The organism is Mangrovibacter plantisponsor (assembly GCF_003182475.1).
Taxonomy (GTDB): domain Bacteria; phylum Pseudomonadota; class Gammaproteobacteria; order Enterobacterales; family Enterobacteriaceae; genus Mangrovibacter; species Mangrovibacter plantisponsor.
The window spans coordinates 44,922-66,451 of the sequence record NZ_QGTS01000001.1 but is presented as its reverse complement, the minus strand read 5'-3'; the positions used below and the strand labels follow the sequence as shown (position 1 = coordinate 66,451).

Annotated in this window: 16 protein-coding genes; 9 read left to right on the top strand and 7 right to left on the bottom strand. The window is 54.0% G+C overall.

Annotated features, from left to right (window positions below):
- Window positions 1–4 precede the first annotated feature (4 nt).
- Both otnC and otnK read right to left on the bottom strand, forming a co-directional pair.
- Entirely contained in the window at window positions 5–643 is a 639-nt protein-coding gene (gene otnC, locus DES37_RS00335) for a 3-oxo-tetronate 4-phosphate decarboxylase (protein WP_103792989.1), read from the bottom strand.
- A complete protein-coding gene (otnK, locus tag DES37_RS00330; RefSeq protein WP_110024453.1) occupies window positions 636–1,895 on the bottom strand; it encodes a 3-oxo-tetronate kinase in 1,260 nt (419 codons plus the stop codon). The genes otnC and otnK overlap by 8 nt, the downstream gene beginning before the upstream one ends.
- A gap of 324 nt (window positions 1,896–2,219) precedes the next feature.
- On the opposite strand from otnK, the gene DES37_RS00325 reads away from it, so the two are divergent.
- The 7 genes from DES37_RS00325 (at window position 2,220) to DES37_RS00295 (ending at window position 10,668) form a co-directional block, all read left to right on the top strand.
- On the top strand, window positions 2,220–3,290 hold the full coding sequence (locus DES37_RS00325; protein ID WP_110024452.1) for an isocitrate/isopropylmalate dehydrogenase family protein: 1,071 nt from the start codon (window positions 2,220–2,222) through the stop codon (window positions 3,288–3,290).
- 51 nt (window positions 3,291–3,341) lie between these two features.
- Window positions 3,342–3,995: an arylsulfatase gene (locus DES37_RS00320; protein WP_103792986.1), complete on the top strand. Its 654-nt coding sequence runs from the start codon at window positions 3,342–3,344 to the stop codon at window positions 3,993–3,995.
- A gap of 1 nt (window position 3,996) precedes the next feature.
- Window positions 3,997–4,884 carry an amidohydrolase family protein gene (locus DES37_RS00315; RefSeq protein ID WP_110024451.1) on the top strand — a complete coding sequence of 296 codons (888 nt, stop codon included), beginning with the start codon at window positions 3,997–3,999 and terminating at the stop codon, window positions 4,882–4,884.
- 14 nt (window positions 4,885–4,898) lie between these two features.
- Window positions 4,899–6,278 (top strand): MFS transporter, encoded by a 1,380-nt coding sequence (locus tag DES37_RS00310; protein WP_110024450.1) that lies wholly within the window; start codon window positions 4,899–4,901, stop codon window positions 6,276–6,278.
- The gene (locus DES37_RS00305; RefSeq protein ID WP_110024449.1) at window positions 6,265–6,942 is read left to right on the top strand and encodes a transporter substrate-binding domain-containing protein; all 678 of its coding nucleotides are present in this window, start codon (window positions 6,265–6,267) and stop codon (window positions 6,940–6,942) included. The genes DES37_RS00310 and DES37_RS00305 overlap by 14 nt, the downstream gene beginning before the upstream one ends.
- A gap of 124 nt (window positions 6,943–7,066) precedes the next feature.
- Window positions 7,067–9,715 carry an aconitate hydratase gene (gene acnA, locus DES37_RS00300; RefSeq protein WP_110024448.1) on the top strand — a complete coding sequence of 883 codons (2,649 nt, stop codon included), beginning with the start codon at window positions 7,067–7,069 and terminating at the stop codon, window positions 9,713–9,715.
- A 14-nt stretch (window positions 9,716–9,729) separates the two neighbouring features.
- Complete coding sequence (locus DES37_RS00295; protein ID WP_245929912.1) at window positions 9,730–10,668, top strand: LysR substrate-binding domain-containing protein; 939 nt, start codon at window positions 9,730–9,732, stop codon at window positions 10,666–10,668.
- Here DES37_RS00295 and DES37_RS00290 read toward each other — a convergent pair.
- Window positions 10,627–11,718, bottom strand: coding sequence for a lactonase family protein (locus DES37_RS00290; RefSeq protein ID WP_110024446.1), 1,092 nt, complete (start codon window positions 11,716–11,718; stop codon window positions 10,627–10,629). The genes DES37_RS00295 and DES37_RS00290 overlap by 42 nt on opposite strands.
- A gap of 309 nt (window positions 11,719–12,027) precedes the next feature.
- Between DES37_RS00290 and phbB the strand changes: the two genes are divergently transcribed.
- Both phbB and DES37_RS00280 read left to right on the top strand, forming a co-directional pair.
- Window positions 12,028–12,771: an acetoacetyl-CoA reductase gene (phbB, locus tag DES37_RS00285; RefSeq protein WP_110024445.1), complete on the top strand. Its 744-nt coding sequence runs from the start codon at window positions 12,028–12,030 to the stop codon at window positions 12,769–12,771.
- 73 nt (window positions 12,772–12,844) lie between these two features.
- Window positions 12,845–14,182, top strand: a complete 1,338-nt coding sequence (locus tag DES37_RS00280; protein ID WP_110024444.1) for a CitMHS family transporter — start codon at window positions 12,845–12,847, stop codon at window positions 14,180–14,182.
- Window positions 14,183–14,226: 44 nt separating this feature from the next.
- On the opposite strand, the gene DES37_RS00275 is transcribed toward DES37_RS00280, so the two are convergent.
- The 4 genes from DES37_RS00275 to DES37_RS00255 all read right to left on the bottom strand — a co-directional run bounded on the left by DES37_RS00275 (window position 14,227) and on the right by DES37_RS00255 (window position 21,507).
- A complete protein-coding gene (locus tag DES37_RS00275) occupies window positions 14,227–15,120 on the bottom strand; it encodes a GntR family transcriptional regulator (RefSeq protein ID WP_110024443.1) in 894 nt (297 codons plus the stop codon).
- A 557-nt stretch (window positions 15,121–15,677) separates the two neighbouring features.
- On the bottom strand, window positions 15,678–17,039 hold the full coding sequence (locus DES37_RS00265; RefSeq protein WP_110024441.1) for a flavin monoamine oxidase family protein: 1,362 nt from the start codon (window positions 17,037–17,039) through the stop codon (window positions 15,678–15,680).
- A 201-nt stretch (window positions 17,040–17,240) separates the two neighbouring features.
- Window positions 17,241–20,345 (bottom strand): efflux RND transporter permease subunit, encoded by a 3,105-nt coding sequence (locus tag DES37_RS00260; protein WP_110024440.1) that lies wholly within the window; start codon window positions 20,343–20,345, stop codon window positions 17,241–17,243.
- Between the two features lie 25 nt (window positions 20,346–20,370).
- Window positions 20,371–21,507, bottom strand: a complete 1,137-nt coding sequence (locus DES37_RS00255) for an efflux RND transporter periplasmic adaptor subunit (RefSeq protein WP_110024439.1) — start codon at window positions 21,505–21,507, stop codon at window positions 20,371–20,373.
- Window positions 21,508–21,530 lie beyond the last annotated feature (23 nt).

The window sequence follows — 21,530 nt, the reverse complement described above, 5'->3', positions numbered from 1 at the left end:
TTATTTACTTCATATTAAATGTGGCGTTGAGTTCGTCGACATTTTCCTGGGTCAGAGTATTCATACCAAAAGGCTTAAGCATGAAATAAAGTTTTGCCGTCTCCTCTAATTCTTCGGCATTAAATACCGCCTCACGGATATCTTTTCCAGAAATAATAGGGCCGTGATTGGCCAGAAGAATGGAATTATGTTCCGCCGCCAGTTTTTCAACATGCTCCGCAATCAGCGGTGAACCCGGACGAATATAAGGCACAACGGGAAGTTTACCCACGCGCATTACGTAATAGGGGGTAATCGGGGGTAGGGCATTTTCAGGATCGATACCTGGCAGGCACGACAGGGCGGTTAGCCAGGGAGAGTGCAGGTGAACGATGCCGCCGCATTGCGGGCGCTGGCGGTACATGGCAAGATGCATCAGCACCTCTTTTGAAGCTTTCTGCCCGGACAGGAGCTCACCCTGCATGGTGACTTTACTCAGCGCGTCCGCATCAAGATCGCCAAAGCTTGAGTTAGTTGGGGTCGCCAGAATATTGCCGTCCGGAAGCTTCAGACTGATATTACCCGCGCCGCCGCTGCTGTATCCGCGTTCAAACATGGAACGTGCATAGCGAACCATATCCTCTCTAAACTGTTTTTCACTCATGATAATGTTCCTGTGCTTTCTGGAAGAAATCCTGGCTACCAAAGTTCCCGGATTTGAGAATGACCCACTGCTGTTTGTTGAGAACCTGGGTCCAGGGCACGCCCGGCGCGACCGGCTCGCCAATGACCATCCCCTCAATGTTTAAACCCTGCGTTACCGCGCCGGAGGTTTCGCCTCCCGCGACAATAAACTTATTAAAACCTGCCCGGGTCAGCGACTTGGCCAGCGAAGAGAAGAAGGTCTCGATCCGGTCGCTGATGTATTCAGCGCCGTAGTGCTTCTGAATCAGCTCGATGATTTGCGGTGGCTGGGTGGCATAAACCATCGGCGCCAGGTGATCACTGGCGTGGGCGATCACCCATTGCGACACAAACTCCAGGTAAGCGGGATCCTGAATGATTTTTTCCACGTCCAGCGCCAGCGAGGAGGCGCGCTGCTGATAGAAATCGACCTGCTGATTGGTCATAGCCGAGCAGCTGCCTGAGAGCACGACGCTGGCCCCGCGGGCATCAATGTGCATGGCCTGTTTTCCGGACAGCGCGCGGTGTTCGTCCAGAGCGGCGATGGCGTAACCCAGTCCGGCGGCACCGGTCACCAGCGGGAAGTGCGCCGTAACCCGGGCGACAGTCAACAGATCCTGATTATCAAGAACGTCGAAGATGAAATAACGGGCCTTGTTCGCCAGCTGAGTTTCAATCTCACGCGCTAGCTCGTCCGGGTGGTTTTTCACTTTATCGAGATTAATCATACCGCACAGCCCCACCGACTGCGCCTCCATCAGCTTTTTCAGGGAAGAATGCTTCATTGGCGTGACGGGATGGTGCTCCATGCCGCTTTCATTAAGCAGTTCTCCCTTAACGAACAGATGGCCATGCACAATGGTGCGGCCATTATCCGGAACCGCCGGGCAGACGAGGGTTGCAGGGGTATTCAGGAACTTCATCAGCGCATCGGTCACCGGGCCGATGTTGCCCTGAGCAGTCGAGTCAAAGGTTGAGCAATACTTAAAAAGCTGTCGCTGGCATCCCTGTGCCTGCAGCCACGCCGAAGCCGATAAAGACAGTTCCACCGCCTCATTGACCGGGATGGAACGGCTTTTCAGGGCAATCACAATGGCATCGGTATCCTGCGCGTCGAATGCTTCCGAAGGCACGCCATTAAAAAGCACCACTTTCCAGCCTGCATTGACCATAAAACTGGCAATGTCGGTGGCTCCGGTAAAGTCATCGGCGATAACACCTAACTTAGTCATGTTCACTCCTCACAAACACGTTGATGCCGCTATACTGCTTTTATACGTCTATAAATGCAAATTCGCGGTTTGTTAAAACGTGGTTAAGATCACATTTTTTGCCGCTAATTAAAAAGCCCATCCGCCTGTGGCGTGAATGGCCCTGAGTTAGCAGTTTCAGGCGATTTAAGACGTAAGAATTTGCTATTTGCAAGTGCATGAAAGGTAAACGAAATGCTAAATCCAAAAAGATTTATCAGATAAACGTGATCTCCATCACCTTACCTTGCATGCATTTATTGATATAAAAATGCAATCTAAAGCAAACAACCTATTGGAGTTTTTATGCGCATTCTGGTTCTTCCATGTGACGGTATCGGTCCTGAAATCACCTCAGCAGCAGTAACGGTGCTGAATTCACTGGATAAAGCCTTCGGCCTGGGTTTTGAGTTTGATTACGAAGACGTAGGCTTTAAGAGCCTGGAAAAATATGGCACCACGCTTCGTCAGGAGTCTTTAGACAAAGCGAAAACCTATGATGGCATCATCCTCGGCACTCAGTCCCACGCGGACTATCCCGTTCCTGAAAAGGGTGGCCGTAACGTCTCGGCGGGCTTCCGTATCGGTCTGGATCTTTATGCGAACGTGCGTCCGGCACGCACGCGTCCGTTCCTGACGTCGAACATGAAAGAGGGCAAAACCATGGATCTGGTGATCATGCGTGAAGCCACGGAAGGTTTTTATCCGGATCGTAATATGACCCGCGGCTGGGGCGAAGTGATGCCGAGCCCGGATATGGCGCTGTCCACCCGCAAAATCACCCGTCATTGCTCCGAGCGTATCGCGCGTAAAGCCTTTGAGCTGGCGATGCAGCGCAAGAAAAAAGTGACGGCTATCCACAAAGCCAACAGCTTCCATATGACGGATGGTCTGTTCCTCGAAGCCGTGCGCACTGTGGCGAAAGAGTTCCCGGAAGTGCAGCTGGATGACCTGCTGGTGGATGCCTCCACCGCGCACCTGGTGCGTAACCCGGAACGTTTCGACGTGCTGGTAGCCACCAACTTCTACGGCGACATCATCAGCGATCTGGCAAGCGAACTCTCCGGCAGCCTGGGCCTGGCGGGCTCCATTATGGCCAGTGACACCCACTGCTGTGCCCAGGCGCAGCACGGTTCCGCGCCGGATATCCAGAATCAGGACAAAGCCAACCCGGTCTCAATGATCCTCTCTGCGGCGATGATGCTGGCCTGGTATGCCGAAAAGCATAACCAGCCGAAATTCCTGAAAGCAGCCGATGAAATCAACCGTGCGGTGGATGAAGTGCTGGAGAACCCGGCTACCCGCACCCCAGATCTGGGCGGCACCTGCGGCACTAAGGCATTTGCGGAAAAAGTGGCAGCGGCTATTCGCTCCTGAGTTGGGGTTGTGGCTGCCCGAATACGGGCAGCCTGTTATCTGGAGAGAGCCATGAGCCAACGTATCGTCCTGATCCACGCCACCCCGCTGGCTGTGGCACCGATCAATGACACTTTTAAACTGCTGTGGCCGGAAGTTGAAGTCAGCAATCTTCTGGACGGCGCCCTGAGCGTGGATCGCGCGAAAGAGGCCACGCTTACCCCGCGTCTGTATCAGCGTATCGATGCCTTAGTGGACTATGCCCTCAGCATTGATGCCGCCGCGGTGCTGTTTACCTGTTCGGCCTTCGGTGCCGCTATAGAGGCCAGCGCGCAAGGTAAAACCTTACCTGTGCTCAAGCCTAATGAAGCCATGTTCGAGGATGCGCTTGGAAAAGGGCGCAATATCGTCATGCTCGCCACCTTTGGGCCTGCCGTGAAAGGAATGGAGGAGGAGTTCAGGGAGCTGGCTGCGGCGCGTCAGGTTGATGCCACGCTGACCAGCTACGTGGTGCCGGGCGCCCGTGATGCCCTGAATGCCGGTAACGCCCACCTGCATAACCAGCTGATTGTCGAAGCGGCCATGCAGCACCAGCACGCCGACGCCATTCTGCTGGCGCATTTCTCGATGGAGATCGCTTACCCGCAGGTCAGTTCCGCCGTCTCCTGTGCGGTGTTAAGTAGCCCGCAGTCCGCGGTAAATAAGTTAAAGCGGGTGATGAATTAACGTGTTGCGTGAGAAACCAGGGGCAGAGTGTAAATACAGCCATGTGGCGTCTCTGCCCGAAGTCGTATTACCCGCGAATAGTTGTGACTGCCACCATCATATTTTTGACCGGCGTTTTCCCTATGCGCCGGACGATAAGCGCAATTTACCCGATGCCACTGTCAGTGATTATCGCGTGTTTAAACACTGGCTGGGTTTTACGCGTCACGTGCTGGTTCAGCCTTCCTCGTACGGTGCAGATAACCGCTGTTTGATCGATGCGCTGCAGTCTTTTGGTCCGGTGGTGCGCGGCGAAGCCGTGGTCACCGATACCGTCAGTGACGCTGAGCTGGACAGCCTCGCGGCAGCGGGGGTGACCGGGATCCGCTTCAATTTTGGCGCGGGCAGTATCACCACGAAAGAGATGCTGCTACCGCTGGCATCCCGGGTGGCTGAACGTGGATGGCATGTGCAGATCCATGCCACTGCTGACCAGTTGTGGGCCCTGCGCGCCTTGTTGAAACAGATCCCCGGCAGGCTGGTCGTCGACCATTTCTTTCGACTGCCGCAGCCGGAACCGATGTCCCATGCCGCCTGGCAACTTGCCTGGGACTTAATAGGGACAGGGCGCTGCTGGGTAAAATTGTCAGCCCTTTACCATCAGTCGCAACGGGATGATGTGTTTGATATGGCTGATGTGATGAAAGGTTTTTTGCATGAAGCCACCGAACGCGTGCTGTGGGGAAGCGACTGGCCGCACCCAAACCTTATTAGCGCAAATAAGAACATGCCAGATGATGCCCTGATTCTCTCCAGAATCTTTCACTGGGCAAGTAATGACCGGGTCCGGCAGAGATTATTTGTCGATAACCCGTCTGAACTCTATGGATTTAACTCTTCGTCTTCATGATAAGGCTGAAAAGAATGACAACTCCTGACTCTGCTCCAACAAAAAAGAGACCCACACATTATCGCTATATGATTTTGCTGATGGTGTTCTTCAGTATCGCCTTAAACCACGGCGATCGCGCCACGTTCTCCATTGCCGGAACCGATATGGTCAAAGCCGCTGGCCTGGACATTGTGGCGCTGGGTTATCTGATTTCCACCTTTACCTGGGCGTACGTGCTTGGGCAGTATCCGGGCGGCTGGTTACTCGATCGTTTTGGTTCAAAAAGGGTGCTGGTTACCGGGGTCTTTACGTGGTCACTTTTTGTCTTTCTGGTGGGGTTCAGCACCTCTTTTGACAACGTCTGGGTTACCCGCGTCATGATTTTCGGGTTTATTTTTATGATGGGGTTGATTGAAGCACCGACCCTGCCTGCTAACTCGCGCTTTCTTGCCGCCTGGTTCCCGGCGCGCGAACGCGGCAAAGCGTCCGGCTTTACTACGGCCGCGCAGTACTTCGCGCTGGTGGTCTTTTTACCCCTAATGGGATGGTTCTCCTACAGCTACGGTTGGGAATCGGTGTTCTGGTTTATGGGCGGGCTGGGGATCCTGGTCTCACTCCTGATGCACAGAGTGCTTGCCGATACCCCGAAGGTCCATCCGCTGGTCAACAGTGAAGAGCTGGATTACATCCAGTCGGGCGGCGGCCTGACCAACCTGAAGGCCAGCAAAAAGGGCGATACTGCGGGCAAGGGCTACACCCGAAAATTACTGACCAACCGGCTGGCGCTTGGGGTCTATATGGGGCAGTTCTTCTTTACCGTGCTCTCGTACTTCTTCCTGACCTGGTTCCCGGTCTATCTGGTTCACGATCGCGGGATGACCATTCTGAAAGCCGGTTTCGTCGCCTCGTTACCTGCGCTGTGCGGCTGCGCCGGGGCGCTGCTGGGGGGCGTGCTGTCCGATTATATGCTCTCCCGTGGCTTTAGCCTCTCCGCGGCCCGCAAAACGCCGATTGTGATTGGTATGCTGCTGGCCGTTAGTATGGTGATTTGCAACTATGTCGACTCTGCCTGGATTGTGGTGGCGATTATGTCTCTGGCCTTCTTCGGCAAAGGATTCGGGGCGATGGGATGGTGCGTGGTATCCGACTTCTCCCCGAAAGAGGCGATCGGCTTAAGCGGCGGGCTGTTTAATATGATTGGTAATATCTCGGGGATATTCACGCCGATTATCATTGCCTACATTATTAAAAACACCGGCTCATTTAACGGCGCGCTGATTTTCGTTGGGGTCTGCGCTTTCCTGAATTTGTGCTGTTATTTATTCGTCGCCGGTAAAATTCAGCGTCTGAGTTTTGACACCAGCCAGCATGATCACAACCGTATTCCGGAGGAACCCCATGTCACGCAGTGAACCCTTACGTTTCGCCATCAATCTGGGCAACGCCGTACTGGCGAAAGCGTTGCCAGACGGCAGTCCGGGCGGCATTACCGTGAAACTGGCGCATAAAATCGCGGCGGAATGGGGCAGAGAGGCGCAGTTTGAAACCTATCCGACTGCCGGAAAGGTGGTGGATGACGCACAGAAGGGGCTTTGGGATATCGCGTTCCTAGCGGTCGATCCCCAGCGTGAAGAGGTGCTGCACTTTACCCAGTCCTATATCCAAATCCAGGGAACTGTTCTGGTTAATGACAGCAGCCCCTGGCAGAGCGTGGCGCAGATGGACAACATTGGAGTGGTGATTAATGTCGGTAAAGGGGCGGCCTACGACCTTCATCTTACCCGGCAGCTAAAAAACGCCACGCTGAATCGGCTCGCCTCATCTCAGGCCGCTATCGATGCGTTTCTGAATGGCGAAGGGGATATGGCTGCCGGTATTCGCCAGCCTCTGGAGCGTGCAGCCGCAGAACATCCCGGATACCGGGTGCTGCCGGACAATTTTGGGCAGATAAACCAGGCTATCTGCGTTCCGCGGGGTAATGAAAAACGCTACCATGATCTCGTTGCGCTCCTGACCCGATGGCAGGCAGACGGCAGCGTACAGCAGATTATTGACAGAGAATTAGCCGTTTTGTGACTCCCCTCTTAGCGTTCTCGATAAGAGAACGCTATCTTATCAAAAGTTCAATTTTCACCCCATCCCGGGCATGGCAACGTTATCCACTCAGGAACATAACAATACTGCTGTGACGGAAGGTTCTATGACATCACCCCTGGCTCTCGAACGTTCAGAACTGATGATTGATCATCAGCACTATCATTTTGTGGATCTCACACGGCTGCTGCCCCTGGAGCAGTTGCAGACCCTGCCTTTCAGCCTGCGCGTGCTGCTGGAAAACGTCGCCCTGCATTCTCCGCACGCACTGCCGCGGTTTTTGCAGATGCTGGCCGGAACGGCGGACAAAGGCGAGGTGGAGTTCTTTCCCGATCGGCTGATGTTCCATGACACTACCTGTCTGCCAGCGCTGGCTGATTTCGCGGCGATGCGCGATCTCACCACCGAGTTGGGCGGTGATGCCACGGCGATTAACCCGCGCATTCCGGCGGTGCTGACCATCGATCACTCGGTAATAGTCGAAAGCTATGCCACCGCCTCGGCGCTGGAAGATAACCTGCAGTTTGATTTTCGCCGCAATGCGGAGCGCTACCGCTTTATCCGCTGGGCTGAAAAGAGTCTGGACAATTTCCGCGTCATCCCGCCGGGCACCGGGATCATCCATCTGATGAACCTTGAGGCCATTGCTGAAGTGGTGACGGTGGATACTACCGCGCCCGTGCCGCTTCTGCATGCGGACTGCATGATTGCTACCGATAGCCATACCCCGATGATCAACGCCCTTGGCATTCTGGGATGGGGCGTAGGCGGGCTTGAAGGGCAGGCTGCGCTGGTGGGGGAGCCCGTCACCCTGAGCTTCCCTGAGGTGATTGGCATTTCGGTATCAGGCGCGCTTTCACCTGACGTCAGCGACAGCGATCTGGCCCTGCATATCACTCGCCTGCTGCGCGAAACCGGCGTGGTCGGTAAATTCGTTGAGTTTACAGGGCCGGCATTAGCCAGCATGTCCGTTGAATCCCGGGCCACTATCGCCAACATGGCCCCGGAATACGGCGCGACGGTAGTGTTCTTTCCATTTGACGAACGCAGCGCGGAATACGTAGCCTTAACTGGGCGTAGCGAAGAGAAACAGGCATTAATCAGAGCGTACATGCAGGCGCAACACCTGTGGCGCACAGCAGATGCGCCGCAGCCTGTATTCAGCCAGCTCATTGCGCTCGATCTCTCCACCATCGAGCCATGTATGGCCGGGCCGGTTAATCCCCATCAACAGATCCCGCTGGGCCAGGCGGCCAGCAGTTTCGACGACACGCTCAGTCCGCAAGCAAGGGAACGCTACTGGATTCGGCCGGAATACCCGGAGCCGATCCATCAGGGTGCCGTAGCCATCGCCGCCATTACCAGCTGCACCACCACCGCTAACCCCTGGCTTATCATTCAGGCGGCACTCTTTGCGCGTAATGCCGCGAAACATGGTCTGAGGCCAAAGCCATGGGTCAAAACCTCGTTCTCGCCAGGTTCCAGGGCGGTCACCGACTACCTTAGCGCGTCGGGTTTACTGACCGAACTGGAAAAAGTGGGTTTTGACGTCACCGGCTACGGCTGCATGACCTGTATTGGCAGCTCCGGCGCTCTGCAACCGGCCATGGAGGCGCTGGTCAGTGAGGGGCTGCAGGCGGTATGCGTTCTGTCCGGCAACCGTAACTTCCCCCGTCGCGTCAATCCCTCTCTCGGACACGGTTACCTGACCTCTCCGGCGCTGGTGATTGCCTGGGCACTCGCCGGGCATATCGCCCATGACCTGGTAAATGACCCGTTGGGCGTTGACGAGGCCGGACGTCCACTCACCATGCGCGATTTAATGCCCTCCCGAGAGGAGGTAGAAATGTGGCTCGGCCGGGTAATGAAACCGGAACACTACATAAAACGCCGGGACATTATCTGGCAGGGAACTCCACACTGGCAGCAGATTGAAGCCCCGGGCAGCGTGCATTATCCCTGGGAGGCGACGTCCACCTATTTGCGCCGTCCGGGTTACCTGGAACGCTTACCCCGCGATCCCGCCGCGCCGCTAACCCTCTCTGGCGCGCATCCCTTCCTGTGGTTAGGGGATGATGTCACCACCGACCACATCTCTCCAGCCGGGGCAATTCCGCTCGCGAGTCTGGCGGGGCAGTGGCTGATTGAACATCATGAGGATCCGCAGGACCTGAACTTATACTCGACGCGCCGTAGCAATCACGAGGTAATGGTTCGCGGGGCCTTCACCAATACCGCGCTGGTCAATCGTCTGCTCCCGGCAGCGCAGCGCAGCGGCGGCGGCAAGGCCTGGGATGCGCAGCATCAGCAGATCCTGCCGGCGTATGAAGCGGCACAAAGCTGGCTCCGGCGTGAGACGCCGCTGGTGATCTTTGCCGGGGAGCGTTATGGCGCAGGCTCCAGCAGGGACTGGGCCGCCAAAGCTCAGGCGTTGCTGGGCGTTAAAGCGGTGGTGGCGCACAGTTTTGAACGTATCCATCGTACCAACCTGATCGGGATGGGGATTTTGCCTTTGCATATCGCTCCCGAGGATGCGGCGGATTTACCAGAGATGGATGGGCGCGAGGAGATTGACGTTGACGGGCTGGATAATGTACAGACGGGCTGCACGCCTCTGAGGATGCGTATCCGGCGCGGTGCGGCGCTGCTGGGCGAATTCAGTCTGACGCTGAGCCTCGATTCGCAGCAGGAGCTGCGTTATCTCCGGCACGGGGGCATTCTGCCTTATGTTATTCAGCAAACACTGCAGCTCTAACTATGGATACAACGATGCGCTTTGATCTGGTCTCTTTATCTCTCTTCGTGGCGGTCGCGGAAACGCAAAATCTCACCCATGCAGCCCGCAGGAAGCATACCGCAGTATCTGCGGTCAGCAAGCGTATTGCCGAGCTGGAGCAGCAGGTGGGCACCCAACTGATGCTGCGTCTGCCGAGGGGCATCACCCTGACCCCAGCGGGTCATTCACTGCTCTATCATGCGCGTCAGGTGTTCCGCAATCTTGAAAAAATGGAAGAGGAGCTGAGTGATTATGCCGCGGGTATCCGCGGCCATATCCGTATTTACACCATCTCTGCGGCGCTGATGAATCATTTGCCGCGGGTGGTGAGCGACTATCTGTCGCTCTATCCGCAGACCGACATTGAGATTGAAGAACAAACCGGGATGAGCGTGGTTCAGGGGTTACTGGCAGGAGAAGCCGACGTCGGCTTTTTCTCCAGCTGGACGCCCGCGGCAGGGATTGCGTTCTGGCCCTGGCAGCACGATCTGCTGTCGGTGCTGGTGTGGCCCACTCACCCCCTGGCCGCGCGCAGCCAGCTTACCTTTGCCGATATCGTGAATGAGAAATTGATTGGCTCGCACCGCAACAGCGCCGTAAGTCATATTCTGGAGCGGCAGGCGCGCGCCCTGGGTAAAACCCTGAACGTGGGGCTACGTGTCAGCAGCTTTATCTCGATGGCCGAGCTGGTTGCACAGCAGTTGGGGATTGCCGTGCTGCCGGTGAATGAAGTGGCATCATCGACCCTGCACAGTGGTGTCAGGGTCATTCCGTTGGCGGAGCTCTGGGCGAAACGGGATCTGCTCGTCGGCGTCCGGGACTACGGGCAGGCTTCTCCCTCGGTGAAAACGCTTATCGGCAGCCTGCTACCGACCGAGCAGGCTGCGGGCTCAGACAAAACAGATGCAGGTTGGGCTGGCGGAGGGAATTGAAATCGCTGTTGCTGATAGCATTCCTGTTTCCGCGTCGACATCGAATACCTGAATGGTGTCGGAATCTTCATTCGCGCTGAAGAAACGTGCGCCATCGGGTGAAAGGGTGGTGAAACGGGGTGTTTTTCCGCCGCAGGGAACCCATCCCATGAGCGTCAGCGAGCCATCCTGCTGATTAATGCTGAACACGGCGATGGAGTCATGTCCCCGATTAGCGGCATAGACAAAACGCCCGGACGGGTGCACCTCTATCTCACTGGCATCGCTGCGACTCGTGTAGCCCGCAGGTAGCGCGCTGAGGGTTTGCTGGAGTGAGAAAGTGCCCTTTTCCCGATCGAGATGATATACCGTGACGGTGCTGCTCAGCTCGCTAATGCCGTACAGCCACTTCCCGCTGGGATGAAAATCGACGTGACGCGGCCAGCTGCCTTCCGGAAGTTGAATCTCATCCGCCAGGCATGAGCGGGTCTGCTCCCAGTGATAAAGGCGGATCATATCGATGCCGTTACCGGCCTTTCGGCCCTGAACCGGCACGGCAAAAAGAGTGCTTCCCGGTGCAAAAACAATTTCATGCGGGCGCGACAGCGTGGCATGCGCGGCGGTATGGCCTTCGATAGCGGCAAGATGTACTGGTGGCTCCAGACCCTGGTCGCTGACGGGCAGGGCGGCAATGTTGCCCCCTTCGTGGTTAGCGATGAGCAGGGTATTGCCGTCGGGAGTGAGGGCGGCCCCGACCGGATTATTCCTGCGGGCGGGATCCAGATCGGGATTACCGTGTCGGGGGCCGGTGGTTTGATCCTGGTACAGACTCAGCAGGCCTGTGTCAGGATCGCGGTTAAACACCGCAACGCGGTCGCCGTCGCCGTGTAAAACGTAGAGCCGGTTACGCGGCAGATCGAGCGTCAGCCACGAAGGGTTATCCTGCACCGAAGCAATGCATTGTAATAGCTCCCAATGACCTGAATTCTCAATCCGGTACACGCTGATTCCCTTACCACGTGCACCGCGCCATGCCGAAGTTCGGCAGCCAACATAAGCAAAGGTTGTCATGATTACTCCTGTTCTATTTGCATTTTTTATATAACAAATGCATTTATCGTATTGTGATTTCTCTCTCACTTCTCTGCCGGTGCTCCCTTTTTCTCGGCCTAATGCGCCATTCAGCCCTGTTCAGGTAAGATAAAATAGGAGGTGCAGTTTTTGACACCTCAACAAAACTGCATTTGAATGATGTTAAATGCAAAAATTGAACGATCCTGCTCACATTTCCAACAAGGTCAGGTTGCGGAATCACCATGCCCCCCGCTTAATGTTAATAAGAAGTGAGTGGATGTTAATAAACTGCAACGGGAGAGGGGTATGACCCAACGTATCGCGTATGTCACATCGGGAATGGGTAGTCTCGGTACGGCTATTTGTCGTCGGTTAGCGCAGGATGGCTTTATTGTCGTGGCCGGTTGCGGACCCAATTCAAAAAGGAAGGACGTCTGGCTGGAAGATAACAGGAAGTTAGGTTTCGATTTTATCGCCTCTGAGGGAAACGTTGCAGACTGGGATTCAACGGTAAAAGCCTTCGAAAAGATCCGCGCCGAGGTGGGTGAGGTGGATGTACTGATTAATAATTCCGGGACTGCGCGTAATGTCCTGTTTCGCGACATGCAGCCCCAGGAGTGGCGGGCGGTTATTGACACCAACATGAACTCCTTATTTAACGTAACGCGTCAGGTGGTGGATAGCATGATGGCGCGCGGCTGGGGGCGCATTATTAATATCTCCTCCCTGAATGCGCAGATTGGCACCGTCGGGCAGGTCAACTACTCCACCGCAAAATATGCCGTGCGGGGTTTTACGCGCGCCCTGGCGCGCGAGGTTTCGGCGCGCGGCGTGACGGTGAATACCGTCTCTCCCGGCTATTTGGCCACCAGTAAGCTGAAGACAGTCACCCCCGTTCAGGTCATTGATAAAATTGTTCAGGAGATACCGGTCAGGCGTCTGGGATCGCCAAAAGAGATCGCCTCCATTTGCGCCTGGCTGGCTTCCGATGAAGCAGGTTATGCCACCGGGGCCAATTTCTCCGTCAATGGCGGTATGCACATGAGTTAATCGCTTCTCCCAAACATTTAATAACGTACATTCCTTCATTACGCAGTTAGCAATATCTGCGTCGGAGACTCTTATGCTCTCGTTACTGGGTTACGGCATGATTGTGGTCTTTATGATCCTTATCATGACCAAAAAATTATCCGCTCTGACCGCCCTGACTATTATTCCCATTCTGTTTGCGCTTATTGCCGGTTTCGGTGGTGAGATGGGCGATATGATGATTGAGGGATTAAAGAAGGTCGCGCCCACCGCGATTATGGTTATTTTCGCGATCCTCTATTTTTGTACCATGTTCGACACCGGTTTGTTCGACCCGATAATACGTTTCTTCCTGCGCATTATTGATGGTGACCCGGTTAAAGCGGTGATGTGTACGGCGCTACTGGCGGCGATGGTCTCCCTCGACGGCGACGGTTCAACCACCTACATGATCTGCGTTACGGCAATGCTTCCGCTGTTTAAACGTATTCGTCTCGACCCGCTTGCCCTGACCTGTGTGGTGTTCCTTTCCGGGAGTGTAACCAACCTGCTGCCATGGGGCGGCCCGCTGGCGCGCGTTTCGGCGTCGTTAAAGGTGGAGTCGAGTGAGCTGTTTATACCGTTGATCCCCTCGATGATCTGCGGCCTGGTGGGGGTACTGGTGCTCTCCTGGTATATCGGCATCCGCGAACGTCGTCGTTTGGGCAAACTGAGTATTCAAACCAATGGGCATGGCTCGGTAATTGAAGAAGATGCCGAGAGCTATCTGCCTGCTATCAATGAAGTTAACGACGAGCTGCGTCGGCCAAAAATGTTCTGGTTAAATGCAACGCTGACGCTGGCGCTGATGGCCTCGCTGGTGATGGAACTCCTTCCGCTCTCCGTGCTGTTCATGGTGGCGTTTGCCATCGCGCTGCTGATTAACTACCCGCATCTCGATGCCCAGCGTCAACGCATTGCGGCACATGCGCCCGCCGCGCTGAATCAGACCTCTATTTTCCTCGCGGCCGGGATCTTCGCCGGGATTTTGTCGGGAACGGGTATGGTCAACGCCATGTCCAACACGCTGTTGGATGTGCTGCCTCAGTCCTGGGGTCCTTATCTGGCGCCAATTACCGCGCTCATCAGCCTTCCGGGCACATTCTTCATGTCCAACGACGCTTTCTATTATGGCGTGCTGCCCGTTCTGGCTGAGGCGGCAAAAGCCTACGGCATCGATCCGGTTGAGATTGGCCGGGCGTCGCTGGTGGGGCAACCGGTACACCTGTTAAGCCCGCTGGTGGCTTCGACCTATTTGCTGGTGGGGCTGGCAGGGGTAGAGTTCAGCGACCATCAAAAATACACCTTCAAGTGGGCATTCCTGCTTTGCATGGTCTTCCTGGGATCGGGCTTATTGCTGGGGCTTTATCCCGTCTATTCGGTCGCCAGCTAACCGAAAATCGGCTCACAATGTGAGCCGATTTTTTTGGGCAGGCTTTAACTTTCCGCGCTGATTCGGCGCATTTTTTTATTATCAAGGGCGACGGAGAGGTGCTGCTTCATGGTGTAGGACGCCTCTATGCGCTGCCCGGATTCGATCAGGGCGAGGATGCGCATATGATCTTTTACTTCGGCGTAGTAACGGTTGCGGTCATCCATGATCCGGTAGTCCATCAGCCGACGCATGCGGTTGACATTACGCAGCGAGATTTCAAAGAAGGGATTGTTGGAAAACGCGATAATGGTTTCGTGGAAGCGGTAGCCTGCCAGCTGCAGCTGGGTAGGGGAGAGGCGTTCAATCCCGCTCTCCAACAGCATCTCCAGCTCACGGCGGATCTCGTTAATCTTTTCCTGAGGCGCGTTGAAGGTGGGCTCCAGAATGGCCATCGGCTCAATAACCATACGGAAGCTGAAAATCTGCTCCAGTGCGGTCTTGGTTTTTGCCACCGGTAAAAAACGCCAGCCGTAGCCCTGTTTACGTTCCACCCAGCCTTCACTGATCCCCCTGGCAAGGACAGTCGACAGTTGGCTCTTAGTGAGGTTATAGCGCTTCATCAGGAATAGCTCGGTCACTTCTGACTCGATCTCGTCCCGCAGCCAATCTTCAGCAAGCTGGTAATACTCCGGTAGATCAAGCTCTTCCGACAGCTCCTGCTTAGTATCAGCTTGCGGGGTGTAGTCATCTTTAACAAAAAAGCCGCGGTTTGGCTTTTGCTGCAGAACCCCTTTCTGTTCCAAGTAAACTAAGGCTTCGCGAACAGGAGAGCGGGAGACATCGAAGATTTCGGCCAGCTTAGGTACACTCAGATGTGAACCCAGAGTAATATCGCCAGCATCGATTAACCCCATGACTTTTTGTGAAATTCTTTCGGTTAGTGCACTAATCTTCATCTAAGCGCCCTGAGTATGAAATGCAAATCTAACGATTATTATTGCATTTATAATTTATTAAAAGCAATGTTGAAGGCATTGAGTTCAAAGAAGATATTCCCTCGACTGAACTCACTGTTTTCAATCATATAGAACAGGTTGTCATACTGATCGGTAAAGAATGTTGAAACACGGCGTGGTGCCTGAGGAGTAGGCAACGGGCAAGATCATCAAGCAACGGTTTATTGCTGGGGTCCGCGACGATGATGAGCTATAACAAGTGGGCCAGATTCAGGAGAACGCCGCATGAGGTGTCGGCACTGGTGACAGGCGGTGTCCAGGCGCCGGGCGATCAGGTTGTGGTGTATGCGCTGCCGGAAGAACCTTTTACAGGACGATTAATAAAACAGCGTGGAGCCTTAGGCTCCACGTTAATATACGCAATGATAACGCTTAATCCGGCCAGTCTGGTTTCGCTGTATCAGCCCCTGAATACCCGTGCCGTAAAAATAGTCAGGTGGCCTTTATCAGCGCCTCACTTCCATGTTTGCCGTATTGAGGAGAGATTTTAATAATGATCAACGGGGATTCACCGGGCCAAGGCGCTTCGTAACTTCTTCTGCAGCGCGCAGCCCCGACAAAATAGCCCCGTTCATTGTTCCGCTTGTGTCATGAGCTGTCTCCGTGCCAGCCCAGTGTACACGACCTACTGGCTCACTGAGATACCGGCCAAATGAGCGCCACGCACCCGGACCGACAGCAGGATTAGGACCGCCAGCGGCAAAGGTATCATTTCCCCACGAGAAATCAGCGTAATCTGTTATCTCTCTGGCCCGCTCCCCATATAAATGAACAAGTTGCTCCACGACCCGACGCTGACGTTCTTCCTGATTAAAACCGTCGAATCCTCGCGCATCGCAGAATGCCATTATAATCCCTGTACTTTTGTCCTGCGGAGAAACGTCGAAAGTAAGAAAAACGGTTTCATTGTCGGATACTGATTCACCAGAAAGCCCATCCTCCCGCCAGAAAGGTTTTTCATAAGCGACGAACGCCTTGCTGAGCGCACCCTGTCGCCAGGCGCGCGCAAGCCCGTAATACTGTTCGGGAAGCGGTGGCGTAAAATTGATAAAGGAGCGATGTGCGGGAGAGGCCGTTATTATCGCGAATTGGGCATTTATTTCTTCACGAGGTGTCTGGACAGTCAAACCGTTGTCATTCGTGATGATGTGCTCCACAGGAGCGTTGAGGAGTATCCGGGCATCTAGACTGTTGGCAAATCGTTTAATCAGCCCCTGAGCGGTACCTTCAATTCTGTCCTGTTGATCGCCACCCTCGACCTTGAGCATAACCTCTAAACTGCCGAAACATTTGATGTAGCGAATGACATTCAACAGCGAGACGTCTGTAACGGGCGCCCCCCAATGCACAAGGCTGAGCACATTAAAAAACGCGCGAGTTTCCTCTGCTGCCTTAACGGTGGCAAGCCATTCACCGAAGGACATCGATTCCAGGTAATCGACGTTCGGATGCTCCCACGGAGCGGCAACGGGAACCGCATCAGCCAGTGTCTCCAGACTGAGGGCAATGCGCGACAAGTCATTGGCCAGCCCGGATGCGAAAGCAGATTCATTTTCATCCTGTCGCTTGCCGTCAAACGATAAAACACTTTTTCCGGAATGATATTGAGGAATTAACCGGACACCCATTCTGCTGGCGAGCCCGCGTACAGCAGTATGATGCGGCCCGACCCAGGTCGCTCCCGCATCGACCTCTGTGTCGGCAACATTGATCGTCTTAACCCTTCCACCGACTCTGTCCCGGCCCTCGACGATGATGACATCATAGCCTGAGCGGGTCAGCTGCTCTGCAGCGGCAAGCCCGGCAAGCCCTGCACCGATAATAACCACATCCGATGACAAATTCAGTTTATCGCTCATTTCATACTCCTTTTACATTTGACTGAAAGGATTACTGCTATCAACATTCATCCAGAATTGAAGGTCACATAACTCTCTGAAATTTATTAATTTAAAATAAAGTTGAAAATAATCGGACAGCGCTCAGAGCCTTTATTCATTTCCGTATATTGATATACAACGGGCTACAGGAGAGGTATTACCTCTCCTGTAAATAACCGATCAGGCGCGCGCTTTCTTCCTGAACTTGTCTACCAGCGTTAACACCGTTACGAAGAAAACGGGCACGAAAAAGATGGCCAGTAAGGTTCCGGTGACCATGCCGCCAAAAACCCCGGTACCAATTGCCTGCTGCGTTGTGGCACTTGCTCCAGAGGCGAGCATTAGCGGAACGACGCCCAGCGTAAATGCCAGCGAGGTCATCATTATCGGCCTCAAACGCATCCGCGCAGCCTTGACCGTAGCATTCAGAAGGCTTTCGCCTTCGTGTTGCAACTGGCGGGCAAACTCAACGATCAGGATGGCGTTTTTAGCAGAAAGACCAATGATGGTGATCATCCCCACCTTGAAGAAGGCGTCATTCGGCATCCCTCTCAGGTAGACTGCAATCATCGCCCCGATAAGGCCAAGCGGGACCACGAGCATGACTGAAACCGGGATGGACCAGCTTTCATAGAGAGCAGCCAGCACGAGGAAAATGACCAGCATTGATAGCAGCATTAACATCGGCGCCTCGGAAGCGGACTGCTGTTCCTGGAGTGACTGACCCGTCCATTCGATGGCAAAACCCGCCGGTAAATCTGCGGCAATTTTTTCCATTTCCGCCATTGCATCCCCGCTCGAATAACCCCAGTTTGGCCAGCCTGTTATCCTGAAAGCCGGATATCCCTGATAGCGGACCATCTGCACCGGTGAAACCTGCCAGACCGGACGGACGAACTCTGACAGCGGTACCATACCGCCATTTTTATTACGAACATTGAGGGACAAAATTTCGGGCAGCTGCATGCGTGATTCCGCTTCGGCCTGCACTATGACCTGCTGTATGCGGCCTTCATTAGGGAAGTCATTGACATAACTCGATCCAAGTGCGCCGGAAAGCGTCTGATTGATCTCATTGAAGGATACCCCCATCGCTTCAGCTTTTTGTCTGTCAACTTTCAGGCTCAGCCCCATTCCATCAGGCAGGCCGTCCATATACACGCCATACAGCGCTTCGCTTTGTCCGGCTTTTTCCAGAAGCATATTGAGGGCTTTCACCAGCTCCGGATAACCGTGCCCGGAACGGTCTTCCAGACGCAGGGTGAAACCGGATGAGGTGCTCAGCTCAGAGATCGCAGGAGGAAGAAGGCTGGTGACAGTGGCTTCTGGTATATCGCCCAGGGCATTCTGGATATGGGTCACTTCATTTTGCGCTGTCGCGCCGTTACGCTGATCCCAGTCTTTAAGCGTGGTAAACGCCATCGCGGAGTTTGTACCCGCGCCAGAGAAACTGAACCCCAGAATTGAAACGTTACGTTCCACCCCTGGACGTTCCATCACCTGTTTTTCATACTCTTTCACCACCGCCTCAGTACGTTTCATCGTGGCATCGGCTGGCAGCTGTATTGAGGTGATGAAATAACCCTGATCCTCTTCTGGCAGGAATGACGAAGGTAAGAATTTAAAGGCGAAATAGAGAACACCGCACAAGGCCAGATAGATGAAGGTCATCCTTCCTGTCTTACGTATGACCCGGGTAACGCCATTTTCGTAACGGCCTGTCAGCCGATCAAATGATGTGTTGAACCACGTGAAGAATCGGTTCTTTTTATGGGAGTCAGCCGTAACGGGTTTCAGTAGGGTTGCGCATAGCGCGGGAGTCAGTGTTAACGCCAGAAACGCGGAAAACAGAATGGAAACCGCCATCGAGAGTGTAAACTGACGATAAATCACACCCACCGAGCCAGAGGCAAGCCCCATTGGCAGGAAGACGGCGGTCAGAACTAATGTAATACCCACGACCGCGCCGGTGATCTCCTTCATGGCCTTAACCGTAGCCTCTTTAGGCGATAATCCTTCTTCCGCCATTAAACGCTCAACGTTTTCCACCACGACAATTGCATCATCCACAATTATCCCTATGGCCAGAACCATGCCGTACATCGTCAGAACGTTGATGGAAAAACCGGCCAGCATCATGACCGTGAAGGTACCCAACAACGCAACCGGCGCCACGATCGCCGGTATGAAGGTGTAGCGCACATTTTGCAGAAAGAGATACATCACCAGGAAAACGAGCACCATCGCTTCGATAAACGTATGGACTACCTTTTCAATCGAGATTTTTACGAAAGGCGAGGTATCAAAAGGAATGGAATATTCCATGCCTGACGGGAAGGATTTGGCGAGATCCTGCATCCTGGCCTTAACCGCGTCAGACGTACGAACAGCGTTCGCGCCGGGAGAGAGCTGAATGGCAGCGGCGGTTGAACCATGCCCGTTTTCCCTGATAGCAAACGAATAAGACTGTAATCCAAGTTCAACCCGGGCCACATCACCCAGGATTACCCGCGAGCCGTCCGGATTCGCCCTGAGGACGATTTTACGGAACTCTTCTGGCGTACCGAGCTGACCGTTGACGTCTAATGGATACGCTGTCAACTGATTCGCCGTTGCAGGAGAATCACCCAGTTTACCGGGGGAGACCTGCGCATTTTGTTCTGTAATAGCCGTATTGATATCGCTGATTGAGAGCTTGTAGGCAATGAGTTTTGAAGGATCGACCCAGATGCGCATGGCTTTCTCCGAGCCAAACGCCTGTACTTTGCCGACGCCATCAATACGACGAAGCTCATCTGTAATTTTTCGCGCAAAGTAATCGCTCAGGTCGGCCTCGCTGAACTTTCCGTCAGGGGAGTTCAGACCCACCATCATCAGAAATCCTGAGGAGGCGGCCTCAACGCTTAATCCATTCTGACGGACAGCCTGCGGTAGCCGCGGCTCCACGACTTTAATCTGATTCTGCACATCAACCTGGGCAAGCCGGATATCTGTACCCGGTTTAAAAGTGACAGTGATGGTCGCAACGCCAGACGTATCGCTGGTTGACTCGTAATAAAGCAGATCGTCAACACCTGATAACTCACGTTCAATGAGTGAAATGACCGATTCGTTCATGGTCTGAGGCGTTGCACCGGGATAGGTCACCGTAATAGACAGGCTCGGCGGCGCAACCGACGGATACTGAGCGACCGGAAGTTGCGGGATAGCGATCACGCCTAAAAGAATAATAAAAAGCGCAATAACCCAGGCAAATACAGGTCTGCGGATAAAGAACTGTGACATCAGAATTTCCTGTGAGTATAAGTCATTACGAAGCTAACTGGGTTTCATCAGGACGTGCGGTAACTTCAGCGCCTTCCTGTAGCTTGTCCTGACCTTCAATGACTATCTTGTCGCCAGCTTTCAGGCCGGCTGTTACCGTGATCCCTTTCGCCGTTTGTTCGCCGGTCTGTATTTCAACGCGTTTCGCTTTATTATCCTGACCAACAATCCATACTGTGGTCTTGTCTTCTGCTCTGTTAATAGCCTGCTCAGGAATGGCCATGCCCTCTTTTTCGATAAGGCGCGTGATTTGTAGCTTCACAAACATTCCGGGAAGCAGGGTCCGTTGAGGATTTTCGACTTCAGCCCGAAGAACAACATCACCGGTTTCATCGTTAACGCTCATGCCTGAAAACAGCAAACGCGCAGGCGTGTCATAGGGCCGGCCTTCATCATCAAGCACGACAGCGGTTACGCCAGACTGGCCTGCCGGTGCGGCGTCATTGAACTGGTACAGAGAGCGAAGAGCCTGAGATGGGACGCGTGCGTCTACATAAACACGATCGAGTTGCTGTATGACAGCCATAGCCTGCGTATCGCCAGGACTGACCAGCGCGCCTTCGGTAACGAACTCCTGATCCACTCGCCCGCTGATGGGAGCCTTAACGGTTGCATAATTTAAATCCAGCTTTTTCCGGTTTAGAGATGCTGTCGCTTCGGCAAGTTCAGCCGCGGCCTGGGCACTTGCCGCTTTTGCATCGTCAAGATCCTGCTGGCTTATTGCAGCGTTTTTTTGCAATTTGGAGAAACGATAAGCACGGCTACTCATCTGTTGATAGGTGGCTTTGGCCTTTGCAACCGCTGCGTTAGCCATTTCGACATCTGCCTCAAAAGGCGCTGCATCGATCTGAAAAAGTGCCTGTCCTTCACGTATTTCAGAACCCTGGCGGAACAGTCGCTTTTGAATGATTCCCCCTACCTGAGGGCGAATTTGCGCCGTCTTCACCGCAGTGATTCGTGCAGGAAAATCACGAACGGAATAGATATCTTCAGTGCCAAGCGTTTTAATGACGACTTTGGTTTTTGCTGGCGTGGAGGGCGTTTCAGCCATCTCTGCCGAATCACAACCTGTAATAAAGAATAAGCATAGCGTTGTGCTGATAGCCAGCTTCCTGATATTCATAGTTAATTTCCGAATTTATAAAT